Here is a 24,103-nt window from a genome sequence, read left to right on the forward strand (position 1 = left end):
CACGCGTACATGATCACCGACCGGTGATCAGGCAGCAATTGGCGGATCTTGTCAGGAATCCGCCGGGGATTCGGCGAGGAGTTCCGCAACGGCCTGGAGGGCGAGGACGTAGGACATCATCCCGAAGCCGGCGATGGTGCCGGTGGCGACGCCCGCGACGACGGAGGTGTGGCGGAACTCCTCGCGGGCCGCCGGGTTGCTGATGTGCACCTCGACGAGCGGCGCCGTGCGCTGGGCGAGGGCGTCGCGCAGCCCATAGGAGTAGTGGGTGAACGCGGCCGGGTTGAGGACGATCGGGAGGCGCTCGTCGGCGGCCTCGTGCACCCAGCGGATCAGCTCGGCCTCGTCGTCGGTCTGCCGGACGTCGACGCTGAGGTCGAGGCGGCGGCCGGCGTCGCGGCACAGCGCGGCGAGGTCGGCGAACGTCGTCGAGCCGTACACGTCGGGCTCGCGGCTGCCGAGCCGGCCGAGGTTCGGCCCGTTCAGGACCAGTACACGGGTCACCGGCCCCTCCTTTCCAGGGGGCGGCCCCCGGGCCCCCGCAAGCCGGTCGCCCGACGATCCTCGCTCCGCTGGAGCTCCGCTGCGGTCATCGGGCGACCTCCCTGTAGGCGGCGGCGAGCAGGTCCTCGTCGGGGCCCTCGAGCCGGCCGGGCTCGGCGAGGCCGTCCAGGACGACGAACCGGAGGGTGGCGCCGCGCGACTTCTTGTCGATGGTCATGGTGGTGCGCAGGCCGGCCCAGTCGGCGGCGTAGGAGACGGGCAGGCCGACGGAGGCGAGCACGTCGCGGTGGCGCCGGACGACGTCGGCGGGCAGCCGGCCGGCGAGGCGGGCGAGCTCGGCGGCGTAGACCATGCCGATGGCGACGGCGTGGCCGTGCCGGAACCGGTAGTCCTCGGCCTTCTCGATGGCGTGCGCGAGGGTGTGGCCGTAGTTGAGGATCTCGCGCAGGCCGCTCTCCTTCAGGTCGGCGGAGACGACGTCCGCCTTGACCCGGATCGCGCGCTCGACCAGCTCGCGGGTGTGCGGGCCGGTGGGGGACGCGGCGCCCTCGGGGTCGGCCTCGACGAGGTCGAGGATCGCCGGGTCGGCGATGAACCCGGCCTTGATGATCTCGGCGAGGCCGCTGATGTAGTCCTCGCGCGGCATCGTGACGAGGGTGGCGAGGTCGCACAGGACGCCGGCGGGCGGGTGGAAGGCGCCGACGAGGTTCTTGCCCTCGGGGACGTTGATCCCGGTCTTGCCGCCGACCGCGGCGTCCACCATGCCGAGCAGGGTCGTCGGGACGAGGACGGACCGGACCCCGCGCAGCCACGACGCCGCCGCGAACCCGGCGAGGTCGGTGGTGGCGCCGCCGCCGACGCCGACGACCGCGTCGGTCCGGGTCATCCCGGCCCGCGCGAACGCCGACCAGAGCCCGGCGAGCACGCCGACCTCCTTGGCGGCCTCGCCGTCCGGGACGGGCAGCGCGCGCACCGCGTACCCGGCCTCCTCCAGCACGCCGCACACCGGGCGCGCGATCTCGGGGAGGCCCTCGGCGTGCACCACGGCGACCGTGCGGGCGCGGTCGCCGACCATCGCGGGCAGCTCGCCGAGGACCCCGGCGCCGATCACGACGTCGTAGGGGTCGGCGCCCCCGACATGGACCCGCGCCCGGGTCATACGGCCTCCAGCGCCTTGACGATCTCCTCGACGATGTCGGCGGGCTCGCGCCCGTCGGTGTCGACGTGCACGGTGCCGAGCCGCTCGTAGATGGGGAGCCGCTCCTCCAGCAGCTTGCGCATCTGGCTGCGCGGGTTCAGCACGAGCAGCGGGCGCGCGGACGCGAGCCCGACCCGCTTGATCGCCTCCGACAGCCCGACCCGCAGGTAGACGACGGTGTGCCCGGCGAGCAGTTCCTGGGTCTCGGCGGCGAGGACGGCGCCGCCACCGAGCGCGACGACGCCCTCGTGCTCGGCGAGGGCCGCCGCGACGGCGGCGCGCTCCAACTCGCGGAACCGGTCCTCGCCGTCGTCGATGAAGATCTCGCCGATCGGCTTGCCCGCGGCCGCCTCGGCGTCGGCGTCGGTGTCGCGCAGCGGCACGCCGAGCCGCTCGGCGAGGGCGGTGCCGACGGTGGTCTTGCCCGATCCCGGCGGCCCGATCAGGACGGCCTTCGGTCGCGTCATAGTCCGCGGGTCCACTTCACTTGATGGTGAGCGAGGACAGGTATCCCCGCAGGTTGCGGGCGGTCTCCTCGGCCGAGTCGCCGCCGAACTTCTCCAGCGCCGCGTCCGCCAGCACGAGCGCGACCATCGCCTCGGCGACGACGCCCGCGGCGGGCACCGCGGTCACGTCGCTGCGCTGGTTGATGGCCTTGGCGGGCTCGCCGGTCCGCACGTCGATGGTGTCGAGCCGGCGCGGGACGGTGGAGATCGGCTTCATCGCGGCGCGCACCCGCAGCACCTCGCCGGTGGTCATGCCGCCCTCGACGCCGCCGGCCCGGTTGGTGCGGCGGCGGACGCCGTCCGGGGTGTTGTCGATCTCGTCGTGCGCCCGGGAGCCGGGCCGGCGCGCGGTGGTGAACCCGTCGCCGAGCTCGACGCCCTTGATCGCCTGGATGCCCATGAGGATGCCGGCGAGCCGCGAGTCGAGGCGCCGGTCCCAGTGGACGTGGCTGCCGAGGCCCGGCGGCAGGCCGTAGGCGAGCACCTCGACGACGCCGCCGAGGGTGTCGCCGGCCCGCTTGGTCTCGTCGATGTGCGCGACCATCGCGGCGGACGTCCCGGCGTCGAAGCAGCGCACCGGGCTCTCGTCGACGGCGGCGAGGTCGTCCGGGCCGGGCAGCACGCCCTCGGGCGCCTGGACCTCGCCGAGCGCGATCACGTGGCTGAGCACGTCCACGCCGAGGACCTGCTTGAGGAACGCCTTGGCGACGGTGCCGAGCGCGACGCGCGCCGCGGTCTCCCGCGCGCTCGCCCGCTCCAGGACGGGGCGGGCGTCGTCGAAGCCGTACTTCTGGATGCCGACGAGGTCGGCGTGCCCGGGGCGCGGCTGCGACAGCGGCGCGTTCCTGGCCTGCGCGGCGAGGACGTCGGCGTCCACGGGGTCGGCCGACATGACCGTCTCCCACTTGGGCCACTCGGTGTTGCCGACCTGGATCGCGACGGGCCCGCCGAGGGTCGCCCCGTGCCGGACGCCGCCGAGGATCGTCACCTGGTCCTGCTCGAACTTCATCCGGGCGCCCCGCCCGTGCCCGAGCCGCCGGCGGCGCAGTTCCTCGGCGATGTCCCCCGAGGTCACGCGCACGCCGGCCGGCAGCCCCTCCACGATCGCGGTCAGGGCCGGGCCATGGGACTCCCCCGCGGTCAACCAGCGCAGCATGCCGACGATCCTATTGACTCCGCGCACCCGCGCGTGACCGCGTCCACCATCTGAGAGGGTCCGCCATCCGAGAGGCGGGCCGGTGGCGGGCGGGGCGGCGGGGACCGTCAGGTGGACGCGGCGGGCCCGCGGTCCGGCGGCGGGGCGCCGTCCTTCCACGACTCGTGGCGGACGAGGTCGCCGAACGGCTTGCGCAGGCCGCGCAGCCGCGCGCGGTCGGCGGGGGCCAGCGCGTCCGGGTGGGCGCGGCCGACGGTGATGACGCCGACGACGGCGATCTCGGGCGGCATGCCGAGGAACGCGGCGAGCTCCTCCTTGGCGCGGACGGTCGCGAAGCCGGTCGCGAGCCCCTCGTTGATCGCGGTCAGCTGGATGAGCGTCAGGAGGGCTCCGGAGTCCACCCACCAGTAGGGGGCGGGCCACTCCATCTCCTCGCCGTCGACGAGCTTGTCGGGCTTGGTGTAGCGGGCGTGGTAGTCGTCCTCGCAGATGCCGAGCACCATCAGGACGGGCGCGACCGACAGCCACGGCGGGGCGCCGCGGCCGGTGTAGTAGGACTCCTCGGCCAGCTCGGCGATGCGCGCGCGGGCGGCGGGCTCGGTGACGACGAGGAGGCGGTGGCCCTGGCTGAAGCCGGCGCTCGGCGCCTTGCGCACGACGGCGGTGATCCGGTCGACCGTCTCGGGCGGCACCGGGTCAGGGAGGTAGTGGCGCACCATCCTGCGGTTGGCGAGCACGTCGTCGAAGTCCACCTGGTTCCTTCCGGGATGACGGAGTTACTTCCGATGACGCTGATCAGATGCCCTGGCCGAGGCCGCCGTCGACGACGACGGTGGTCCCTGTGACGAAGCCGGCCTGCTCCCCGGCGAGGAACGCGGCGACGGCCCCGAAGTCGGACGGGCGGCCGAGGCGGCCGAGGGGGATGGACGCGGCGACCTCGTCGAGGTCCGGCATCGACGCGACGGCGGGCGTCCGGTGGTAGCCGGGCGCGAGGACGTTGACGGTGACGCCGGCGGGGCCGAGCTCGCGGACGAGCGTCCGGGCGAACCCGGCGAGCGCGGGCCGGACGGTGCTGGACAGGCCGTAGCGGGGCGTCGGCTGCCGCATCGTCTCCGAGGCGATCATCAGGACGCGGCCGTGGCCCGCCGCCCGCATGTGCGGCAGCGCGGCCTGCACGAGCGCGATGTGGCTGAGCACGCACAGCTCGACCGCCGCGCGGAAGTCGTCCAGGCCCCGGCCGAGCACCGGCCCGGCGGGCGGGCCGCCCGCGTTGGTGACCAGGACGTGCGGGCCGCCGAGCCCGGCGGCCGTGGCGTCCACCCAGGCGGCGGACGCGGCGTGGTCGAGGACGTCGAGCGGGGTGGGGACGACGCGTCCCGGCCCGGCCTTGTCGATCTCGGCGGCGGCGAGGTCGAGGCGGGCGGGGTCGCGCCCGCAGATCGCGACGTCGGCGCCGGCGGCGGCCAGCTCGCGGGCGGTGGCGAGGCCGAGCCCGCTGGTCGCGGCGGCGACCATGGCGACGCGTCCGGTGAGGCCGAGGTCCATCAGACGGCTCCCTCCTGCCGCTCCTGCCGCGGCGGTTCCCCGTCCCGCGGGCGTGTCCGGGCGCGCGGGCGCGCCGTAGCGGGGACGAGCGGGTACCGGTAGCGGGCCAGCAGCGGCAGGGCGAGCGCGGTGGCGGCCAGCCGGGCCGGGGCCGGCTGCGTGCGGGTCCACGCGTCGTCCTCGCGGATGCGGACGGGGCCGCGCCGCAGCCGGTCCGGGTTGCCGGTGACCGTGTGGTTGACGCCGAGGACGGCGCGGCCGTCCGCGTCGACGGGCGGGTCGCCGTCCAGCCCGGCGTGCGCCATGACGCGGGCGAGGGACCCGCGCGGGTCTGCGGTGAGGTCCTCGTACCGCAGCCGCAGGGAGCGGCGCGGGAAAGCGCGGGCGATCCGTTCGGAGGCGAGGTTGAAGCCCGTCCAGTACGCGGTGCTGCGGGCCGCGCCCATCGCGGGGATGTACTCCTTGGCGCGCCGCCACGACTCGGCGGTGGCGCGCGGGTCGCGGACGACGTGCAGGACGCGGGCGTCCACGCCCGGCGCGCCGCACAGCGCGGCGGCCTCGGCGGGAAACTTGCCGGTGTCGACGATCAGCCGGGCCCCCGACTCCTCGGCGATCGCGGTGTACAGCGCGGCGAGGGCGGCGACGGCGGGGTGCCCCGCCCGGACCCCGCGCGCCTCGGCGAGCCGGCGGCCGGTGTGCCGGGTGCGCAGCGCGGACTGCTGGAGCCGGACCGCGCGTTCGGCGTGCCACGCCGGGTCGTCCCCGGCGACGCGGGCGACGACGCCCTTCCACAGCGGGCAGGAGGCGACGTCGAGGCCGCAGCCGCACAGCGTGTTGGTGCCGCGGCCGAGGACCCCGTTCGTCCACAGGTAGCGGAGCTCGCCGACGTGGACGGCGCCGTCGCACTCCCCCAGCAGGTTGCCGAGCAGCGTCGTCCCGCTGCGGCACCAGCCCGTCACGTAGAGGACGCGCACCATCAGCGGCGTCCCGCCCCGACCACCTTCCGCACCGCCGTCACCAGGTGGTCGCGGTCGCGTTGGGTGAGGTTGGCCGACAGCGGGATGTCGACGGACTCGTCCAGGCGCGCGGCGGTGACGGGGAACTCGGCGCGGGCACGGGCGCGGTCGGGGAACAGGAACCGCCAGTTCCAGAAGGCGCGGACGTTGGTGTCGCCGGGGTCGCCGAGCGCGCGCGCGTCGATGCCCTCGGCGCGCAGCGCGGCGGCGGTCCAGGCGGTGTCCTCGGCTCTCGCGCCGGGCAGCCGGAACACCAGCGCCTCGCCGAGGTAGGCGTGGTCGGCGACGGGGCGGCGCAGCGCGATCCCGGGGACGTCCGCGAGCCGCCCGGCGACGTCGTCGTAGTTGCGGTGGTGCGCGGCGAGCCGTTCGGGCAGCCGCCGCAGCAGCGCGGACGCCAGCGCCGCGCGGATCTCGTCCATCCGCAGCCCGTAGATGGGGTAGGCGAGGTCGTCGACGGCCGGCGGCGGGCCGTCGAAGTGCCGGGCCATCCGCCCCTCGTAGGCGCCGGAGTAGACGATCGCGCGGGCGTGCACGGCGGGGTCGCGGGTGAGCAGGAACCCGCCCTCGCCGGTGTTCAGCGACTTGTCGGACTGGGTGCTGAACGCCCCGGCGTCGCCGAACGTGCCGAGCGGGCGGCCGTTGAGCCGGGCGCCGAGGGCGGGCACCGCGTCCTCGACGACGGGGATGCCGTGCTCGCGGGCGACGGCGCAGATCGCGTCCATGTCGGAGGCGAACCCGCGCATGTGCACCACCACGACCGCGCGGACCTCGGGGGTGAGGCGGCGGCGCAGGTCCGCGACGTCCAGGTGCAGGTCGTCGTCGCACTCGACGAGCAGCGGGCGGTGCCCGGCCAGCAGGATCGCGCTCGGCGTCGCGGCGAACGTGAACGCGGGGCAGGCGACGAGGGAGCCGGGCGGCAGGTCCAGCGCGAGCAGCGCGAGGGTGATCGCGGCGGTGCCGCTGGCGCAGGTCAGCGCGTGCGGGGCGGCGAAGAACGCGCACAGCTCCCGTTCCAGGCGCCCGGTCCGCGTCTCGGCGTGGGGCCGGTGGTCGTACCGGAAGTAGAGGCGGGCCCGGACGGCGTCGAGCGCGGCCTCCAGATCCTCCTCCTCGATGAAGACGTCGCCCTTGTCGTAGGTGGGCCAGGGGTCGGTGCGCACGGGTTCCGCGCCGTCGATCGCGAGCGGTCCCGGCTGAACGTCCACGGTCATGGCGTCTCCTCTGGGGGGAACAGGAGGCTGGCGGAGGGGGCGGGCGGCGCCAGCGCGAGCACCGGCGGGACCTCGGCGGGGCGGGCGCGGCGCAGCAGCGCGTACCCGATACCGGACAGGCCGGCGAGCAGCCCGGGGGCGGGCTCCGGCAGGGCGGTGCGCCAGGCGTCCCGGCGCGGGCGGGGCGCGGTCCCGTCCAGGGCGGCCAGCGCCTCGCCGGCGGCGGCCGTGCCGTGGCAGAGCGAGTCGTCCGGCGGAGCGGCGTCCCGCAGGACGGCCGCCGCGGTCCCGAGGGATCGTTCCAGCGGGCCGGCGGCCGACGGGTACCGGGCGGCGAGCTCCAGCCGCGCGAGCGCGACGCCCGCCGCGCCCTGGCACCAGCCGGGGTCGCGGCCCGGTGCGCGCTCCCCCGCGGCGAGGCTCCGCGCGCGGGACGCGAACCGGGGGTCGGGGCACAGCTCGTCCAGCCTGGCCAGCGCGACGGCCGCGCCGGACGCGCCGTACCCGAACCCCGGTCCGGTCAGGTCGCGGGCGAGGAGCCGCTCGCCGGCGGCCCGCGCGACGCCCGCGACCTGTTCGCCGGGCAGGACCGCGTGCAGGGCGAGGGCGCTGAGGAGAACGCCCGCCTCCCCTTCGAGGACGTCGCCGGACGGGAGGTCGGGCGGCGGCGCCCCGGGCGGCGGCAGCAGGGCGTCGCGGGCCGCCTCGGCGAGGTCGCGGCGGCCGTGCACGGCGGCGGCGTGCGCCAGGTGGTAGACGGGGCCGAGCGGCGGGACCGTTCCCCGGACCGCGGACGCGGCGGCGAGCCGGGCGGCGACCTCGTCGGCGACGCGCCCGGCGAGGCGCTCGGCCCACGGTTCGCCGGTCGCGGCCGACAGGTAGGTCAGGAACAGCCCGATGCCGGGGATCCCGCCGTACAGGCCGAGCCCGGCGGGCGCGACGCGGCGGGTCCGGGCGTCGACGACCTCGACGCCGAGCCAGCCGATCCGGTCGCCGGAGCGCACGGCCGCCGCGTCCAGCCGGCGCGCGATGCCGAGCGCGTCGCGCAGCGCGTCCCCGGACGGACGCGGCCCGCGCACGGAAGCGGCGCCGGGGCCCGGCGCGGGAGCGGGGGCGGGCGGGAGCGCGGCGAGGCTCGCGTCGATGATCCCGATCTGGACGGCGAGGTCGTCCTCGTCCAGCGCGGCGAGCCGGGCGGCGGTCTCCTCCAGCGGCGGGACGGGCAGCACGCCCGCGAGCAGCGTCCCGTCCTCCAGCCGCACGTCCCGGTGGCCGGGGCGGACCTCGAAGACGGGCACCTCCCCGCGCCACAGCGCCGCCTTCTCCGCGGCGACGAGGGCCTCCCGGTGCGGGACGCCGGGCCAGCCGGCGTCGAGGCGGGCGAGGCCGCGCTCCCGCACGGCGGCGTCGCGGACCTCGTCGGGCCGCCAGCTCTCCAGCAGCATCCGGACGTAGAGGAACGTCGACAGCTGGATCAGCCGGACGGGCACGCCGGCGCACCCGTCCAGCGGCCCGCCCGGCGCGAGGAGCCCGGTCCCGGCGGAGGCGAGGCGGTGGTAGGCGGCGGTGTAGCCGGCGACGAGCGCGTCGCGGTGCGGGCGGGGGTCGACCGTGCCGCCGCCGGGAAGCCGGAGCCGCCCGGCCGGCGGCGGGACGGTCCGGTAGCCGAGGCGGACCCGCATCCGGTCGGTGCCGGGGTCGTCGGCGAGCGGCGTCGGGATGAGGGAGCGGCGGTCGGGGACGGTGCCGAGCGGGCTGATGTCGACGCCGAAGGGCCGCTCGGTGTCCACGTCCGGCATGACGAGCGGGCCGGGCAGCAGCCCGGTGCGCAGCACGGACGCGTCCAGCCGCGCGGCGGCGGGGTCGCCGAGCCGGGCCCGGCGCGCGCCCGGCTGGGTGCCGGACGTGTGGAACAGCGCCTCGAGGTCGATGACGACGGGGTCCGCGCCCGCCGCGATGACGTTGTCGGCGTGCAGGTCGTACCCGTGCACCGCGTGGGTCAGCGCGAGCAGCGCGCCCATCCGCCAGAAGAACGCCGTGAGGTCGCCGGGCGCGCAGGGCGCGGGCTCGATGAACTCGCTCCAGCCGCGGTCGCCGCGGTCCAGCAGGCGGGGGCGGCGCAGGGGGTGCGGGACGCCGGCGTCGTTGAACCAGCCGAGGAGCCGGTCGAAGCACAGGTCGACGGCGAGGGACCGGGGCTTGTGGACGAGGGCGGCGCGCTCGAACCGGACGATCGCGACGGTGCGCCCGCCGCGGTGCGTCTCCCCCTGGCCGAACTCGACGCCGGTGAGGGCGCCGAGCCCGCCGGGGCCGCCGAACGCGGCGGCGAGCGCGGGCAGGTCGGCGGCCAGTTCGCGGGCGAACGCCAGCCGCGCCGACACCCAGTCGTCCAGGATCTCGACGACCTGCCGTGCGAGGACGGGGTACGCCGCCCAGATCCGCAGCGCCCGCCCCGGGTCGGCGAGCCCGCGCACGAAGGACGCGTACCGGTCGCGGGGCGTGGCGCCGGCCAGGCCGCGGGCGGAGGCCGCCGCCAGCTCCTCGGCGAGGGCGGGCTGGACGGCCATGGTGAGCCAGCCGAGCGGCGGGGCGGCGGCGAGCAGGTCCGGCAGGCCGCGCGGGACGTCCGGGCCGAGGTCGGACGGCAGGCGTTCGCGCAGCGTGCGCCGCGCGCCGTCGATGAGCGGGCGGGCCGCCTCCAGCAGCCCGAGGTCCTCGGCGGACCGGGGGCCGGGCGGGGTCTGCCACGCGGTGCGGAACCGGCGGTGCCATCCGGGCTCGGCGTCGCGCGGCTCACCGGGTCGGGCGGCGCGCCTCCAGGGGACGCCCGCGAGCGCCGGGGCCGCGGCGCTCATCGGCCGTCGCCCGGCGTCCCGGCCGGCGGCTTCCCTCCGCCGGCCGGGACGCTCGCGGGCACCGCCGCGCCGGCGGCCCCGGCCAGGGCCGGGTCCGCGGCGAGCGCGGCGGCGCGCAGGGGGCAGCCGGGGGCCGGGCGGGCCGCCGGCCTGCTGCCGGTCCCGGCGTTCACGTCGATGATCGGATCGGTGAATGCGGCGGCCCGCCCACCGTTTTTCTCCGGGTGCCGCATGTATTCACCGTCCTGAGCTGGAGAAGCCAATCCGCAGAGCCGTTGTATCACGGCGAATTTCGTCCGACAAGATCGACGGGGACCCTTTTCATTTCTCCGGTCTTTGCTTACTCTCGGGCTGTCACGGCGCAAGATCGCGCCGTGCGGATCGGCGCCGCGCGGCCCGCCCGCCCCGAGAACCGGGGACGGCGCGGGGCGCGCGTGATGGGAGCTCCCGTGCTGGACTACCTCATCGACGACCCCGCCCTGCGCGAGCGCGGGCCGGGCGAGGAGCTGGCGGTCGCGGTGGCCCGGGCGGGCGGCGGCGACGCCGCGGTCCGCGTCCGCAGGCCGCTGACCACGCTGTTCCCGCTGGCCTCGATGCGGCCCCGGCCGACCGTCCGGGAGCAGACGAAGGGCGGCACCGTCACCGGCGGGCCGCTGCGGTACGTGCGCGAGCTGCCCGCCGAGGGCGGCGGCGCGAGCGGGACCGCCTACCGGGCGACGCCCGAGGCGGTGTTCCGCGCCGCGGCCGCCAAGGCCGAGCTGACGGAGATCTCGGTGGCCGTTCCGGTGCCGGCCGAGCTGACCCGCGATCCCGCGCTGCTGGCGCGGTTCGTCGAGCACCGCGTGATCGTCCGACTGTGCACGGTGGAGAACGAGGTCCTGCTGCACGGCAGCGGGGACGGCGCGATCACCGGCCTGCTGAACCTCGACGGCCTGCGCCGCATGGACGCCTCCGGCCGCCCCGAGGCGCCGGGCCGGCCGGACGGCAGCGCCCTGGAGGCGCTGATGGCGGCGTGCGCCGAGGTGGAGGAGACCGGCGGGTCGTGCGACGGCCTGGTCATGCACCCGGCGCTGTACTGGCGGCTCGTCTTCGCCGGCGCGCTGCCCGCGCTGGACTCGGCGGGCCTGCGCGTCACCCGGACCCGCATGATCGCGCGGGACCGGGTGCTGCTCGGCGACTTCCGCGCCGGCGTGACGCTGCTGGACGGCGAGGAGTCGGCGCTGGCGCTGCGGGTGCGCGGCGACACGGCGACGATCACCGCGTCGATGCCGCTCGGGCTGGCGGTGCATCTCCCCCAGCACTTCGTCCTGCTGAGCCTGTGACCGGCGCGCCGGCGCGCCGGCGCGCCCGGACGGGCGCCCCGGCGCCCGCCCCTGATCCGCGGGGCCCGCGAACGCCGGGCCCCGGGCCGTTCAGAAGGGAAGGTGACCCGCATGCGCACGACGCCGTGGTGATCGTCCGGGTCCCGTCCGCTCCGGCCGAGGGGAGGTGAAGGACATGCGCACGCCTCCGTGGTGACGACCGCCCGCACGCGAGGTTCCGGTGAGCGCGGGGAGGTGAAACGCATGCGCACGAAGCCGTGGTGAGAATTCACCCGCGAGAAATGGCATGACGGTACCGCGACAATGGCCCGCCCGCTGGCCGGCCGAATTACCGTCGCACCCTCCGGCAATTTCCGGTCCGACCGTTCAGGCCATTGATCAGTGTCGCGCCCCGCCTTCGGCGGAAACGGCGCGGCGGCGCCCGCGGCCGCTTTCCGGGCCGCGGGCGCCGCGCGTGCCGGCGGCGCCCGCGAGCGCGGCGGCGAGCATTCCGGCGGCCAGCCCCGCCCAGGCGGCGTCGAACCCCCGCGCGGACGGCTCGTGCAGCACGGCGGCCAGCCCGCCGATGCCGACGGCGGCGCCCGCCGACCGCGCCAGCATGATCAGCGCGCTGCCGCTGCCGTACCGGGCGGGCGGGACGGCCTCCATCGCGATCGTCTCGACCGCGACCGCCGTGGCCGCCATCCCGGCCGTGCCGGCGATGAGCGCGGGCAGCACGACCGCGGCGTAGGAGCGGCCCGCGCCGGCCGCCTCGGCGGCGACCGGCCAGCACCAGCCCGCCGCGCCGGCGAGCCCGCCCGCGACGGCCACGGACCGCGCGCCCGCCCGCCGCACGAGCGGCCCGGCGCACCAGGACACCGCGGCGGAGGTGAGCGGGCCCGGGGTGAGCGCGAGCGCGGCGGTGAGCGCCGAGTAGCCCCACCGTTCGGTGAGGTAGAGGGCGACGCACAGCGCGACCGCGAACTGGGTGACGCTCATCAGCGCCATGGCCGCGTTCCCGGCCGCCGTCGACCTGGCGCGCAGCAGCGCGAAGTCCGCGGCCGGCCGCGGGTGCGACGCCGACCGGCGCACGCCGAGCCAGGTCAGCGCGGCGCCGCCGGCGGCGGCGCCGAGGACCGCGGGGGCCGTCCAGCCCCAGTCGGGGCCCTGGACGAGCCCGAGCACGAGCGCGGCGACGCCGCCCGCGAGCAGCGCCACCCCCGCGAGGTCGGGCAGGCCCCGTCCGGTCCGCGTCCCGGGCGGGATGCCGGCGGCGCCGCAGGCCAGCGCGAGCGCGCCGAGCGGCAGGTTGATCAGGAAGATCCAGCGCCAGCCGCCGAGCGCCATCAGCGCCGAGCCGAGCGCGGGCCCGCTCGCCCCGGCGATCCCCGACACCGCGCCGAGCAGCCCGAAGGCGTGCCCGGCGCGGCCGGGGAACTCGCTGAGCCCGACGGAGATCGCGAGCGCGACGACCGCGCCGCCGCCGGTGGCCTGCAGCATCCGGGCGAGCACCAGCCCCGCCGGGCCGGGCGCGAGCGCGCAGGCCGCCGACCCGGCGGTGAACACCGCGAGCCCGGTGAGGAAGATCCGCTTGGGCCCGAGCCGGTCGGCCATGCCGCCGGCGGGCAGCAGCACGGCGGCGAACACCACGGTGTAGCCGGTGATCGTCCAGGACAGCCCGGCGAGGGTGCTGCCGGGGAAGGCGCACAGCAGCCGCGGGATCGCGACGCTGACGATGTTGTAGTCGATCACCGCCATCACGTTGGCGAGGATCACCGACGTCAGCGCCAGCGCCCGGCGCCGGGACGGGGTCACGGCGCGGCGGCGGCGCTCGCCCGGCGGGCGAGTTCCTCCTCGATGGCGCGCTTGCGGACCTTCCCGGTCGGCGTCTTCGGCAGCTCGGCGACGACCTCCAGCCGGTCCGGCTCGTAGCCGGGGGTCATCCCCGCCTCCCGGACGAGGCGGTGCAGGTCCTCCAGGGCGGGCGGCTCGCCGTCCGGCACCACGACGGCGACGACGGTCTCGCCGAGCAGCGGCTCGGGCTCGCCGACGACCGCGATCTCGGCGACCCGCGGGTGGGCGCGCAGCACCTCCTCGACGGCGACGGCGGGCACGTGCAGCCCGCCCTTGTTGATCATGTCCTTGGTGCGGCCGATGATCTTGATGCCGCCGCGGCCGTCCGGCCGGGCCAGGTCGCCGGTGACGAACCAGCCGTCGTGCAGCGACGCGGCGAACACGTCGTCGGCGCCCTCGTAGCCGAGGCACATGTTCGCGCCGCGCACCTCCAGCCGCCCCGGCCCGTCGACCGGCGCGCCGTCCTCGCCGACCAGCCGGACCTCCATCCAGTCGACCGGGCGCCCGTCGCTGCGCGCCGCCCAGTCCGGCGGGTCGCCGGCGCGGCCGATGGTGACGCCGCCGTTCTCGGTCATCCCCCACAGCGGGCGGACGGGGAACCCGAACGTCTCGCGGAACCGCGCCGGCAGTCCGGGCGGGATCGGGGTGGAGCCGGTCACCATGTGCCGCAGCGCGAGCGGGCGCGGGTTCTCCCGCTGCTCGGCGACCAGCTCGTCCAGGATCAGCGGGGTGAAGTACGCGGTGGTGATCCCGTACTCGGCGGCGAGGTCGAGGAAGTCGCCCGGCTTGAACGCGTCCGCCCACACGGCGGTCGCGCCCGCGACGAGCGGCGCGAGCATCCCGTACAGCCAGCCGCCCTGCCCGCCGACGATGCAGGGGGTGGACAGCACGTCGTCCGGGCCGAGGCCGAGCGGGACGGTGAACGAGCGCGCCATCGCGTACAGGGTGTTGAAGGAGTGCCGGACGCCCTTGGGGCGGCCGGTCGTCCCCGAGGTGTACATGATCTGGAAGACGTCGTCGCCGCCCGGACGGTGCTCGGGCGGCGCCGCGGCGGACGCCAGCAGCCCGTCCTCGAACCCGACCGCGCCCTCGGGGACCTTCCCGCCGACGACGATCTGGTGCCGCAGCGCGGGCAGCCGGTCGCGCATCCCGGCGATCGTCGCGGCGACGTCGAGGCCGCGGACCTCGTCCAGCGACACCACCGCGCACGCGCCCGACTCGCGCAGGATCCACTCGGTGTCGGCGGCGCCGGACGCGATGTAGTACGGGACCACGGCCGCGCCTGCGCGGCCGCAGCCGAGCGCGAGGACGGTCGCCTGCCACTGGTTGACGAGCTGCATCGCGACCCGGTCGCCGGGCCGCACGCCGAGCGCGGCGAGGCCGGCGGCGCAGCGCTCCACCCGCTCGGCCAGCCGCGCCCAGGTCAGCACGGTATCGGGGCCGCCGGCGGTCTCCCAGAAGTGGCTGACCACCGCCGGCCGGTCCGGCGCGGCGTCGGCCCGCGCGGCGAGGTCGTCCAGGAACGTCCCGTCCCGCCACCACCCGCGCGCGCGGTACTCCGATCCATTGTGGAGGTTCGTCACCTTTGACCCCTTCCATCCCAGGTATTTTGATCATGACCGCGGATGCGGGCGGCGACAACGGTGACTGTTGACGAAGACGGGACCGCCTGACGGGCGGACCGGCGGAGGCCGGGAGGTGGCGGGGTGCGCGAGGAACTGCTCGCCCAGGCGCGGGTGTGCGCCGGGCAGGGATCGCCGATGTACGCGGAGCTGCTGGCGCGGGCGGCGGGCGACGCGGACGCCGGCGGCCCGGTCGCGGAGGTGCTCGCGGGGCGCGCGTCCAGCGCGCTGGCGCTGCGGATGCTCGGCACCGTGCACCGGATCGTGCTGGAGGGCCGGGCGCCCGATCTCGCGGCGCACTACCCGACCGCCGGAGGCACCGCGGACCCGCTCGCGGCGTGGCCCGCGTTCCGCGGCGTGCTGGCGCGGCACGCGGCCGAGGTTCGCGCCGGGCTCGCCGACCCGCCGCAGACCAACGAGGTCGGCCGGGCCGCGCCGCTGATCGGCGGGCTGCTCGCGGTCGCCGCCGCGACCGGGCTGCCGGTCCGGCTGCTGGAGATCGGCGCGAGCGCCGGGCTGAACCTGCGCGCCGACCACTACCGGCTGCTGTTCGAGGGCGGCGCGTACGGGCCGGACTCGCCGGTCGTGCTCCCGGACGCGTGGCGCGGTACTCCCCCGGCCGCCGTCCCCCTGCGGATCGCCTCCCGGCTCGGCTGCGACCTCGCCCCGCTCGACGCGGCCGCGCCCGAGGCGCGGCGGCGGCTGCTGTCCTACGTGTGGCCCGACCAGACCGCCCGCGTCCGGCGGCTGCGGGCGGCGCTGGAGGTGGCGGCGCGGGTCCCGGCGACGGTGGTGCGCGCCGGCGCCGGGGACTTCCTGGACGGCCTCGCCCCCGAGCGCGGCGCGGCCACCGTCGTCTGGCACTCCGTCATGATCCAGTACCTGCCGGACGAGGAGGCCGCGCGCGTCCACCGGCACGTCGAGGCGGCCGGGGCGGCGGCGACCCGCGAGGCGCCGGTCGCGCACCTGGCGTTCGAGCCGCCCGAGGGCACGCACATCCAGGGCACCCCGCTGCTGACGCTGCGGCTGTGGCCGGGCGGCGAGCGGCGGGTCCTCGGCGAGGGCCCGCCGCACGGGCTCCCCGTCACCTGGTGCTAGCCGATCTCGCGCCAGTCGAGGAGGGGCACGACCAGGTCGCGGATCGCGGCGAGCAGGCCGAGCCGGTTCGCGCGCAGCCGCGGGTCCCGGTCCATCACCATGACGTCGTCGAAGTAGGCGTCGGTCGGGCCGGGCAGCCCGGCGGCGGCCGACGCGAACTCCGGCAGCGCGGGACGCGGCGCGAGCCCGTCGCGGAGCCGGGCGAACGCCTCGGCGAGGCGGCCCTCGGCGGGCTCGGCGAACAGGGCGGGGTCGTAGCCGGCCGCCGTCCCCTCCGGGACGATCCGCAGCACCCGCTGCAGCGCCGTCGCGAGCCGCGCGAACTCGTCCGTGCCGAGCAGCCCCACCAGGTCGGACGCGGCGCGGGCGGCGCGGGCCGGGGCGCCCGCGAGCGGCCGGACGGCCCGCACGACCGGGATCGGCAGCCCCTCGTCCAGCAGGCTCTGCTCCAGCCGCCGCGCGGTGAACCGCTCCGCCTCGGCGAGCGCGTCCGGCGGCACCTCGACGGGCTGGTGCCGCGCGGCGATCGCCAGCCCCTCGCCGACCGTGAGCGGGGCCAGCCGCGGGACGGCCCGCAGGATCGCGGTCAGCCCGAGCGCGGCGCGGCGCAGCCCGAACGGGTCGGACCCTCCGGTCGGCGCGGCGCCCACCGCGAACAGCCCCGCGAGCAGGTCGAGCCGGTCCGCGGCGGCGAGCACGGCGCCCGCGGCGGTCGCGGGGAGCGCGTCGCCCGCCGAGCGGGGCAGTTCCATCTCGTAGAGGGCCTCCGCGACGGCGGGGTCCTCGCCCGCGCGCCGGGCGTACTCGCGGGCCATCGTCCCGGCGAGGCCCGGCAGCTCGATCACCATGGACGAGGCCAGGTCGAACTTGGCGAGCGCGGCGGCGCGGGCGAGGTGCGCGCGCTCGTCCCCGCCGAGGCCGGCGCGGTCGGCGACGCCGGCGGCGATCGCGGCGATGCGGGCCGACCGGTCGGCCATGGAGCCGAGCCGCTCGGTGAACGTGAGCCGGTCCAGGCCCCGCCTGATCTCGTCCGGCGTCCTGCGCAGGTCCTGCCGGAAGAAGAACGCGGCGTCCTCGTAGCGGGCGCGGACGACGGCCTCGTTCCCGGCCCGGACCACGTCGCGGTCGCATTCGCCGTTGGCGACGGTGACGAAGTGCGGCAGCAGCCCGCCGGACTTCCCGCGCACCGGCAGGTACCGCTGGTGCTTGCGCATGACCGTGGTGAGGATCGCCTCGGGCAGGTCGAGGTAGGCCGCGTCGAAGGACCCGAGGATCGCGACGGGCTCCTCGACCAGGTCGACGATCTCCTCGACGAGGTCCTGCTCGGCGGCGGCGTCGACCGTCCCGCCGCGGCGGGCGGCGAGGTCCCGCGCGTCCTCGACGATGCGGGCGCGGCGCCGCGCCGGGTCGGGCTCGATGCCGTGCTCCCGGAGGACGCCGATCAGCGACAGCGCGTCCGGCACCGGCACGCGGGAGGGCTCGGCGGCGCGGTGGACGTCGGTCGTCCCGCCCCGGTCCAGCCCGTCCAGCACGATCCGCCGGTCGCCCAGCAGGGCCAGCACCCGCCGGACGGGACGCGCGAACGACAGGCCGGGGAGGTTCCAGCGCATGTTCTTCCCGGCGCGCAGCCCGGAGACGATCTCGGGAAGCAGCCCGGAGAGGACGTGCGCGGCGGGCTTCCCGGCGACCTTCCGGACGTGCGCCGCGTACCGCCCGCCGCCGACGGTGATCTCCCGGACGTCGGCGGCGTCGATGCCCTGCCCGCGCGCGAACCCGAGCAGCGCCCGCGTCGGCTCCCCGGACGCGTCGTAGGCGGCGGCGAGCCTCGGCCCCTTCACGACCTCCTCGGTGTCCGGCGACCTCGGCTCCACGTCCCGGACGACGGCGATGAGGCGGCGGGGCGTCGAGAAGGTCTCGACCTCGGAGGCGTCGGTGAGCAGGCCCGCCTCCTCCAGCCCGGCGCGGAGCCGTTCCGCGACCGCCTCCGCCGCGGGGCGCACCTCGCTCGGCGGCAGTTCCTCCACGCCGATCTCCAGCGCGAACGCGGCGGGTGCGGCGATCTCGGGAAGGACCGGCTTCTCCGGGGCCACCGGGGCGGCGGTGGCGTCGCCGAGGGGGTGGCCGAGTTCGGCGCGGCGCTCGACCCACAGGGCGGCGACCTCGTGGGCGAGGCCCCGCATCCGCGCGAACGCGCGGGCCCGCTCGGCGGTGCCGATCGCGCCGCGCGCGTCCAGCACGTTGAACGCGTGCGAGCACTTCAGCACGCAGGAGTGGGCGGGGACGGGCAGCCGGGCGTCCAGCATCCGGCGCGCCTCGGCCGCGTACGTCTCGAACAGCCCCCGGTTCGCGGCGATGTCGGCGTCGTCGAGGTAGTAGCGGCTCATCTCGTACTCGGCCTGCCCGAACGCCTCGCCGTAGGAGATGCCGACGGAGTCGGCCCGGGGGGCGTGGGGGGTCGTCCCCCCTCGGGCGGCGCCGATGCCGACGGAGTCGGCCCGGGGGGCGTGGGGGGCCGTCCCCCCTCGGGCGGCGCCGATGCCGACGGAGTCGGCCCGGGGGGCGTGGGGGGCCGTCCCCCCTCGGGCGGCGCCGAAGCCGGGGGCGTAGACGATGTCCTTGAAGTGGGACACGCCCTGCAGCGCCATCAGGATGCGCTCCATGCCGTAGGTGATCTCGACCGAGACGGGGTCGAGCGCCAGCCCGCCGGACTGCTGGAAGTAGGTGAACTGGGTGATCTCCAGCCCGTCCAGCCAGACCTCCCAGCCGAGCCCCCACGCGCCCAGCGCCGGCGACGCCCAGTCGTCCTCGACGAACCGGACGTCGTGGGCGCGCAGGTCGATGCCGAGCGCGGCGAGGCTGGCGAGGTACAGCTCCTGCGCGTCGCCCGGTTCCGGCTTGAGGACCACCTGGAACTGGGTGTGGGTCTGGAGCCGGTTCGGGTTGTCGCCGTAGCGCGAGTCATCCGGGCGGACGCTCGGTTCGACGTAGGCGACGCGCCACGGCTCGGGCCCGAGGACGCGCAGGGCGGTGTTCGGGTTGAGCGTGCCCGCCCCGACCTCGGTGTTCATCGGCTGCCCGACGAGGCAGCCGTGCCCCGCCCAGTGGGCGGTGAGCCGGATCAGGGCGTCCTGCATGGTCAGCACGGTGGTTCTCCCAACGGGTTCGAGCGCCAAGCGTAGATGCGTCAGCGCCCGAGACCTCGCCGGATCGCCGTCCGTACCGGCGACGTTTCGGGGAGCGGCCCCGACGGCGACAGCGGCGGCTGCGCCATGAACTTCACCTCCGTGCCGCGGTGCGGCTGGGCCGCGTGCACGAGGAACGGGTGGCACAGGTACACGTCGCCGGCCCGCCCGGTCGCCAGGGCTATGGGCCGGTGCTCGGACGCGGGGACCGCCTCCCGCGCGAGGTCCATGAAGGAGACGCCCTCGTCGCCCGCCGGTTCGAGGAGCGGCGGGACGTCGAGGTGGGAGCCGACGCGGACGCGGGTGGGGGCGTCGTCCTCGCCCACGTCCGAGAACAAGAACAGCATCAGCAGCGCCCGGCCCCTGGAGGCCAGGTTCACCCGGTACCCCATGAAGTCGTTCGGGTCGTCGCCGGGGAAGCTCGCGTCGATGTGCCAGCCGTCGTCGCCCGGCGCCTCGTCGCTCGGGAAACGGATCGGGAACGTCCCGAGACCGCCCGGCGCCTCCCACGCGCCCTTCCCCGCGAGCGCGTCGTAGGCGGCGTGCAGGCGCGGGGTGTTCGCGGCCGCCCGGAACGGCGGCTGCCCGTACCCGCCGAGCCGGATCACCGGCCTGGTCCAGGTCGAGCGGTCATCGGGATCGCAGCCGGTGTCGCGCCAGAGGATCGCGCGGCACTCGGCGGCCAGGTCGCGGGGGAACGCCTCCGCCACCCGGACGAAGCCGTCCGCGACGAAGGCGTCGGGGTCGATCTCGTGCATCGGCCCAGGATGCCGACGGCGCTCCGCCGGACGCCAGTGGTTTTCCGGGCGGTCAGCCCCGCCGGACGACGCTGAGCTCGACGCCGCCGACGATCCGCCCGCGCAGCACCTCGGCGAGCCGGTCCGACACCCGCTGCACCGTCACGCGCTCGTCGTGGCCGGGCACCACCGCGAACCGGACGGCCAGCTCCGTGGACGTGCCCTCGGCGAGCCGGACGCCGGTGACGGCCTGGTCGGAGCCGAACGCCGCCTCGACCGCGGCGAGCACGTCGGGGTCCTCGTGCGGCGGCGGGATCGGCCTCCCCTCGGCGAGCAGGTGCAGCCGCAGCCCCTCCACCGCGAACGGGACGGGGCCCGCGACGTCCACGACCAGCGCGTCCGCGCCCTCGTCGAGGGCGGCGCGGCAGGCGTCGCCGGCGCGGACCGCGACGGGGCGGGCGTCGGCGCGCCACGCCTTCATCGTGTCCATGCAGGTGAAACCGAGCACGCCGCGCCGGCCGTCGTCGCCGATCAGCGTGGGCAGCGCCATGTCGCTCGACTTCTCCCGGCGGAGCTCGCCGGGTTCCACGTCCTCCTCTTCGGTGAGGACGGCGACGATCGGCACGAACAGCCGCGTGCTCTGCAGCCGCCGCAGCACCGCGTGGTGGCCGACGCGCCCGGCCGCGTATCCGGCGAGGGCCTCGCACAGCCGGGGATCGGCGCTGCCGTCGTCCCCGGGGAACTGGGGTTCGGGAATGGTCAGTCCGGACACGGCAGGAAGGCTATAGCCTCCGGTGACCGCCATGGGTGCCGAACCGGATACTCCCTGTATCCGGCACCCCGCCGGACGGGCGGCGCCGCGGTCGGCCGGGGCCGGTGCCGCGGTCAGCCGAGGTCGGCGATGGCGGCGACGGTGCCTCCGCCGGACGGGCCCTGATGCACCGCCGCGACCGACACGAACACCGCCGGATCACCCGTGACGGACGCCGCGACACCCCCCACGCACGCCTTGATCTGCCGGTGCCAGTGCACGTCGGAGTCGTCCAGCATGATGTTGCGGCGGCCCCGCACCGACCCGGACGGGTCCGCCTCGCACTTGATGAACACGTTGACGAGCCGGTCCCCGAGGTCGGCCGTGCGGGGCCTCTCCGGCAGCTCCAGGCCGGTCGAGCGGATCGCGTCCCAGATGCCGTCGGCGTCCAGTGCGTCCTTCATCACACCGTGCCCGGCGCGGTACCGGCCGCCGATGCCGCGCACGTTCCCGACCACCACGATCTGCGCCCGGTCCAGCTCCACGCCGGACGAGCACGACGCCACCGACGAGAACAGCGACAGGTCCCTGTGGATCCGCTCGGCCGACGGGGTCTCGATCTCGCCGAGCGCGACGGCGATGCCGAGCGCGGTCGTCGAGTTGGAGATGTCCATCGACTTCAGGGTGTCCTCGGTGACGACGTCGCGGCCGCGCCGCTTGGCGTCGTTGATCGTGTCGAGGGTGAGCAGCGGCGTCTTGGTCTGCACGTAGTGGACGTCGGCGGGGTCGTCGATCCCGGCGGTCTTCATCGCGTCGCGGACCCCGGCGGCGACCGTCTCCACCATCGCGGGGCGGCCGATGTCCTCGGGCAGGATGACCTCGCTCATCGCGACGCCCACCGACACGCGCGGCTCGTCCGTGCGCGGCGCCTTCGCCGGGTCGACGGTGGCGAACACGGTGGCGTGCGGGCTCAGCACCCCGTCGGTGCCGCCCGACCACACCAGCGGGACGCGCGCGACCTCGTCCGCCGGGCGGCCGCCCTTCGCGACCAGCACCTCCCGGAACGCCCGGTCGGCCAGCAGCCGCGTGTAGTCGTTCACGCCGCCGTTGCCCTCGGTCTTGCCGACCACCGCGAGGACGCGGTCGGCCTCCAGCACGCCGTCGTCGATCAGCCGGGCCAGCCCGGACGCGTCGGTCACGCTCTCGATGGGGATCTTGCGGACTTCGATGGGATCGGGCACGTCGTCGCTCCTCGGCTCCTCGGCTGCTCTGCTGATCGGCTACTCGGCTGAACGGTCTCTACCCCGGGTCACGGCTCCACGACCGTCCCGGCCCGGCCGCGCGCCGCCGCGCCGAGCCGGGCCAGCGACGCGATCGCCGCGCGCCGGCCGCCCGCCGCGACGAACCGCCGCACCGCCTCCACCTTCGGGCCCATGCTGCCGGCCGCGAAGTGCCCGGCGGCGGCCAGCCGGGCCAGCTCGGCGGCCGTGGTGCGGCGCAGCGGCCGCGCCGCCGGGGTGCCGAACCCGGCCACCGCGTGCTCCACGTCCGTGGCGATCACCAGCGTGGACGCGCCGAGCCGGCACGCCAGCAGCTGCGCCGCCAGGTCCTTGTCGACGACCGCCTCGACGCCGCGCAGCGCCCCGCCGGCCCGCACCACGGGCGCTCCCCCGCCGCCCGCCGCGACCACCACGTGCCCGGCCTCCAGCAGCACCGCCGCCGCGCCCGCGTCCAGGACGTCGAGCGGCTCCGGGGACGCGACGACCCGCCGCCACCCCCGGTCGCCGAACGGGCGCCACGCCTGGCCGAGCGCGGCGAACCGCCGCGCCTCGTCCGCCGGGAAGTACCGGCCGACCGGCTTGGCGGGGGCGGCGAACCCGGGGTCGGCGGCGTCCACCAGCGTCCGCGTCACCACCGTCGACACCGGGCGCGGCGCGCCGAGCGCGGCGAGCGCCCGCTCCAGCGCGCTCATGATCATCACGCCGACGGTGGCCTGGGTCTGCGCGCCGCACCAGTCCAGCGGCACCGGCGGCACCACCCCCGCCGCCAGCTGGTTCTTGATCAGCAGGTTGCCGACCTGCGGGCCGTTGCCGTGCGTCAGCGCGACCCTCGCCCCCGCCGCCACCAGCTCCGCGACGTGCCGCATCGCGACCTCGATCGCCGCCGCCTGCGCGTCCGGCGTCGCGCTGCCGTCCGGCGCGGTCATGGCGTTGCCGCCCAGCGCGATCAGAATCCGCTCGCCGTCGAGCGAGTCGCCGTTCCGGCCCACGGCCCGAACGCTAGCCGCGCGGCGGGCGGCGCTCATGGGCGAAACCAGCCCAAGGAACGCCGCCCGTTCGGCAATCTCCGCCTGGACCGGTCAGGGGGTCGCCAAGCGCGGCGACCCGTCCCGTCCGCGCTCGCCGGGCGTCCCGGGACGACTCAGGCGAGCCGCCGGAGCCGCTCCACCGCCTCGTCGATGACCTCGTCCTTCTTGCAGAACGCGAACCGGACGAAGTGGGCGCCCGCCTCCGCGTGGTCGTAGAACACCTGCGTCGGGATGGCGACGACGCCCGCCTTGGCGGGCAGGGCCCGCGCCAGCTCCAGCCCGTCGGAGAAGCCCAGCGGCCGGATGTCGGCCTGCACGAAGTAGGTGCCCTGCGGCCGGTACGCGGTGAACCCGGCCGCCTCCAGCCCGGCGACGAGCCGGTCGCGCTTCGCCTGCAGCGACGCGCGCAGCTCCGCGACCCACGCCGTCTCGTTCGCCAGCGCGTACGCGGCGGCCCGCTGGTAGGGCGCGCTGACCGCGTAGGTGAGGAACTGCTTGACGGTCTGGACGGCCCGCACGTACCGGGCCGGCGCGGTGACCCAGCCGGTCTTCCAGCCGGTCGCGGAGAACGTCTTGCCCGCCGACGACACCGACACCGTCCGCTCCCGCATCCCGTCCAGCGTGGCGAGCGGGATGTGCTCGGTGCCGTCGAAGGTCAGGTACTCGTACACCTCATCGGTGATCGCGACGAGGTCGTGGTCGCGGCAGACGGCGGCGACGGCCTCCAGCTCGCCGCGGGTGAACACCGTCCCGGCCGGGTTGTGCGGCGAGTTCACGAGGATCGCCCGGGTGCGCGGGCCGACGGCGGCGCGCAGCTCGTCCGGATCGAACGTGAAGCGGCCCTCGACCGGGCGCAGCGTGACGGGCCTGCGCACCGCCCCGGCCAGCGCGATCACGGCGGCGTACGAGTCGTAGTACGGCTCGAACACGATGACCTCGTCGCCGGGCCCGGCGAGCGCCAGCACGGACGCGGCGATGCCCTCCGTCGCGCCCACGGTCACGTACACCTCGGACATCGGGTCGTACGACAGCCCGTACCGCTCCAGCCGCTGCTCCGCCACGGCCTCGCGCAGCTCCGGCACCCCCGGCCCCGGCGGGTACTGGTTGCCGCCCGACCGGATCGCCTCGACCGCCGCGTCCAGCATCGCCTTCGGGCCGTCCTCGTCCGGAAAGCCCTGACCGAGATTGATCGACCCCGTGGCCGTGGCCAGCGCGGACATCTCCGCGAAGATCGTCTCACCGAACTCCCGCATCCG

20 protein-coding genes are annotated in these 24,103 nt (G+C 76.6%); 2 read left to right on the plus strand and 18 right to left on the minus strand.

Translation table 11 applies throughout. The annotated features are described in order from the left end of the window. Positions 1–51: 51 nt before the first annotated feature. From aroQ to J4557_RS32625, 10 genes are all read right to left on the minus strand, one after another. On the minus strand, positions 52–504 hold the full coding sequence (aroQ, locus tag J4557_RS32580; RefSeq protein ID WP_208270600.1) for a type II 3-dehydroquinate dehydratase: 453 nt from the start codon (positions 502–504) through the stop codon (positions 52–54). A gap of 85 nt (positions 505–589) precedes the next feature. After that, positions 590–1,663: a 3-dehydroquinate synthase gene (gene aroB / locus J4557_RS32585; RefSeq protein ID WP_208270601.1), complete on the minus strand. Its 1,074-nt coding sequence runs from the start codon at positions 1,661–1,663 to the stop codon at positions 590–592. Further along, the gene (locus tag J4557_RS32590) at positions 1,660–2,169 is read right to left on the minus strand and encodes a shikimate kinase (protein WP_208270602.1); all 510 of its coding nucleotides are present in this window, start codon (positions 2,167–2,169) and stop codon (positions 1,660–1,662) included. The genes aroB and J4557_RS32590 overlap by 4 nt, the downstream gene beginning before the upstream one ends. Before the next feature lie 16 nt (positions 2,170–2,185). Beyond that, a complete protein-coding gene (gene aroC / locus J4557_RS32595) occupies positions 2,186–3,364 on the minus strand; it encodes a chorismate synthase (RefSeq protein WP_208270603.1) in 1,179 nt (392 codons plus the stop codon). Between the two features lie 107 nt (positions 3,365–3,471). Beyond that, positions 3,472–4,116, minus strand: coding sequence for a nitroreductase family protein (locus J4557_RS32600; RefSeq protein ID WP_208270604.1), 645 nt, complete (start codon positions 4,114–4,116; stop codon positions 3,472–3,474). Positions 4,117–4,159: 43 nt separating this feature from the next. Then, the gene (locus tag J4557_RS32605) at positions 4,160–4,909 is read right to left on the minus strand and encodes an SDR family NAD(P)-dependent oxidoreductase (protein WP_208270605.1); all 750 of its coding nucleotides are present in this window, start codon (positions 4,907–4,909) and stop codon (positions 4,160–4,162) included. Continuing rightward, positions 4,909–5,886 (minus strand): sulfotransferase, encoded by a 978-nt coding sequence (locus J4557_RS32610; protein WP_208270606.1) that lies wholly within the window; start codon positions 5,884–5,886, stop codon positions 4,909–4,911. Before J4557_RS32610 ends, J4557_RS32605 begins: the two co-directional genes overlap by 1 nt. Then, positions 5,886–7,139: a DegT/DnrJ/EryC1/StrS family aminotransferase gene (locus J4557_RS32615; RefSeq protein WP_208270607.1), complete on the minus strand. Its 1,254-nt coding sequence runs from the start codon at positions 7,137–7,139 to the stop codon at positions 5,886–5,888. Before J4557_RS32615 ends, J4557_RS32610 begins: the two co-directional genes overlap by 1 nt. Beyond that, on the minus strand, positions 7,136–9,994 hold the full coding sequence (locus J4557_RS32620; protein WP_208270608.1) for a type 2 lanthipeptide synthetase LanM family protein: 2,859 nt from the start codon (positions 9,992–9,994) through the stop codon (positions 7,136–7,138). The genes J4557_RS32615 and J4557_RS32620 overlap by 4 nt, the downstream gene beginning before the upstream one ends. Beyond that, complete coding sequence (locus J4557_RS32625; RefSeq protein WP_208270609.1) at positions 9,991–10,227, minus strand: hypothetical protein; 237 nt, start codon at positions 10,225–10,227, stop codon at positions 9,991–9,993. Before J4557_RS32625 ends, J4557_RS32620 begins: the two co-directional genes overlap by 4 nt. A gap of 204 nt (positions 10,228–10,431) precedes the next feature. Between J4557_RS32625 and J4557_RS32630 the strand changes: the two genes are divergently transcribed. Then, on the plus strand, positions 10,432–11,316 hold the full coding sequence (locus J4557_RS32630; protein WP_208270610.1) for a family 3 encapsulin nanocompartment shell protein: 885 nt from the start codon (positions 10,432–10,434) through the stop codon (positions 11,314–11,316). A 378-nt stretch (positions 11,317–11,694) separates the two neighbouring features. On the opposite strand, the gene J4557_RS32635 is transcribed toward J4557_RS32630, so the two are convergent. Both J4557_RS32635 and J4557_RS32640 read right to left on the minus strand, forming a co-directional pair. Beyond that, positions 11,695–13,110, minus strand: a complete 1,416-nt coding sequence (locus J4557_RS32635) for an MFS transporter (protein ID WP_208270611.1) — start codon at positions 13,108–13,110, stop codon at positions 11,695–11,697. Beyond that, positions 13,107–14,732, minus strand: a complete 1,626-nt coding sequence (locus tag J4557_RS32640; RefSeq protein ID WP_208270612.1) for an AMP-binding protein — start codon at positions 14,730–14,732, stop codon at positions 13,107–13,109. Before J4557_RS32640 ends, J4557_RS32635 begins: the two co-directional genes overlap by 4 nt. A 123-nt stretch (positions 14,733–14,855) precedes the next feature. Here J4557_RS32640 and J4557_RS32645 point away from each other — a divergent pair, with 123 nt between their 5' ends. After that, positions 14,856–15,869 carry a DUF2332 domain-containing protein gene (locus tag J4557_RS32645; RefSeq protein ID WP_208270613.1) on the plus strand — a complete coding sequence of 338 codons (1,014 nt, stop codon included), beginning with the start codon at positions 14,856–14,858 and terminating at the stop codon, positions 15,867–15,869. On the opposite strand, the gene glyS is transcribed toward J4557_RS32645, so the two are convergent. The 6 genes from glyS to J4557_RS32675 form a co-directional block, all read right to left on the minus strand. Then, positions 15,866–19,003, minus strand: coding sequence for a glycine--tRNA ligase subunit beta (gene glyS / locus J4557_RS32650; RefSeq protein WP_243776715.1), 3,138 nt, complete (start codon positions 19,001–19,003; stop codon positions 15,866–15,868). The two genes, J4557_RS32645 and glyS, sit on opposite strands and share 4 nt — an antisense overlap. A 50-nt stretch (positions 19,004–19,053) precedes the next feature. Continuing rightward, complete coding sequence (locus J4557_RS32655; protein ID WP_208270615.1) at positions 19,054–19,809, minus strand: phytanoyl-CoA dioxygenase family protein; 756 nt, start codon at positions 19,807–19,809, stop codon at positions 19,054–19,056. A 52-nt stretch (positions 19,810–19,861) separates the two neighbouring features. Beyond that, the gene (locus J4557_RS32660) at positions 19,862–20,560 is read right to left on the minus strand and encodes an SseB family protein (protein WP_208270616.1); all 699 of its coding nucleotides are present in this window, start codon (positions 20,558–20,560) and stop codon (positions 19,862–19,864) included. Between the two features lie 113 nt (positions 20,561–20,673). Then, a complete protein-coding gene (gene bar, locus J4557_RS32665) occupies positions 20,674–21,780 on the minus strand; it encodes a barbiturase (RefSeq protein WP_208270617.1) in 1,107 nt (368 codons plus the stop codon). A gap of 68 nt (positions 21,781–21,848) precedes the next feature. Next, the gene (locus J4557_RS32670) at positions 21,849–22,808 is read right to left on the minus strand and encodes a carbamate kinase (RefSeq protein WP_307800341.1); all 960 of its coding nucleotides are present in this window, start codon (positions 22,806–22,808) and stop codon (positions 21,849–21,851) included. Positions 22,809–22,960: 152 nt separating this feature from the next. After that, positions 22,961–24,100 carry a pyridoxal phosphate-dependent aminotransferase gene (locus tag J4557_RS32675; protein WP_243776718.1) on the minus strand — a complete coding sequence of 380 codons (1,140 nt, stop codon included), beginning with the start codon at positions 24,098–24,100 and terminating at the stop codon, positions 22,961–22,963. Positions 24,101–24,103 lie beyond the last annotated feature (3 nt).

It is taken from the genome of Actinomadura nitritigenes (assembly GCF_017573545.1).
Lineage (GTDB): Bacteria > Actinomycetota > Actinomycetes > Streptosporangiales > Streptosporangiaceae > Spirillospora > Spirillospora nitritigenes.

Bases quoted from the DNA above. Each gene is read 5' to 3' on its own strand.
- aroB (WP_208270601.1), bottom strand. From the start codon at position 1,663: ATGACCCGGGCGCGGGTCCATGTCGGGGGCGCCGACCCCTACGACGTC.
- J4557_RS32590 (WP_208270602.1), bottom strand. From the start codon at position 2,169: ATGACGCGACCGAAGGCCGTCCTGATCGGGCCGCCGGGATCGGGCAAG.
- aroC (WP_208270603.1), bottom strand. From the start codon at position 3,364: ATGCTGCGCTGGTTGACCGCGGGGGAGTCCCATGGCCCGGCCCTGACC.
- J4557_RS32605 (WP_208270605.1), bottom strand. From the start codon at position 4,909: ATGGACCTCGGCCTCACCGGACGCGTCGCCATGGTCGCCGCCGCGACC.
- J4557_RS32610 (WP_208270606.1), bottom strand. From the start codon at position 5,886: ATGGTGCGCGTCCTCTACGTGACGGGCTGGTGCCGCAGCGGGACGACG.
- J4557_RS32615 (WP_208270607.1), bottom strand. From the start codon at position 7,139: ATGACCGTGGACGTTCAGCCGGGACCGCTCGCGATCGACGGCGCGGAA.
- J4557_RS32620 (WP_208270608.1), bottom strand. From the start codon at position 9,994: ATGAGCGCCGCGGCCCCGGCGCTCGCGGGCGTCCCCTGGAGGCGCGCC.
- J4557_RS32625 (WP_208270609.1), bottom strand. From the start codon at position 10,227: ATGCGGCACCCGGAGAAAAACGGTGGGCGGGCCGCCGCATTCACCGAT.
- J4557_RS32630 (WP_208270610.1), top strand. From the start codon at position 10,432: ATGGGAGCTCCCGTGCTGGACTACCTCATCGACGACCCCGCCCTGCGC.
- glyS (WP_243776715.1), bottom strand. From the start codon at position 19,003: ATGCAGGACGCCCTGATCCGGCTCACCGCCCACTGGGCGGGGCACGGC.
- J4557_RS32655 (WP_208270615.1), bottom strand. From the start codon at position 19,809: ATGCACGAGATCGACCCCGACGCCTTCGTCGCGGACGGCTTCGTCCGG.
- J4557_RS32675 (WP_243776718.1), bottom strand. From the start codon at position 24,100: ATGCGGGAGTTCGGTGAGACGATCTTCGCGGAGATGTCCGCGCTGGCC.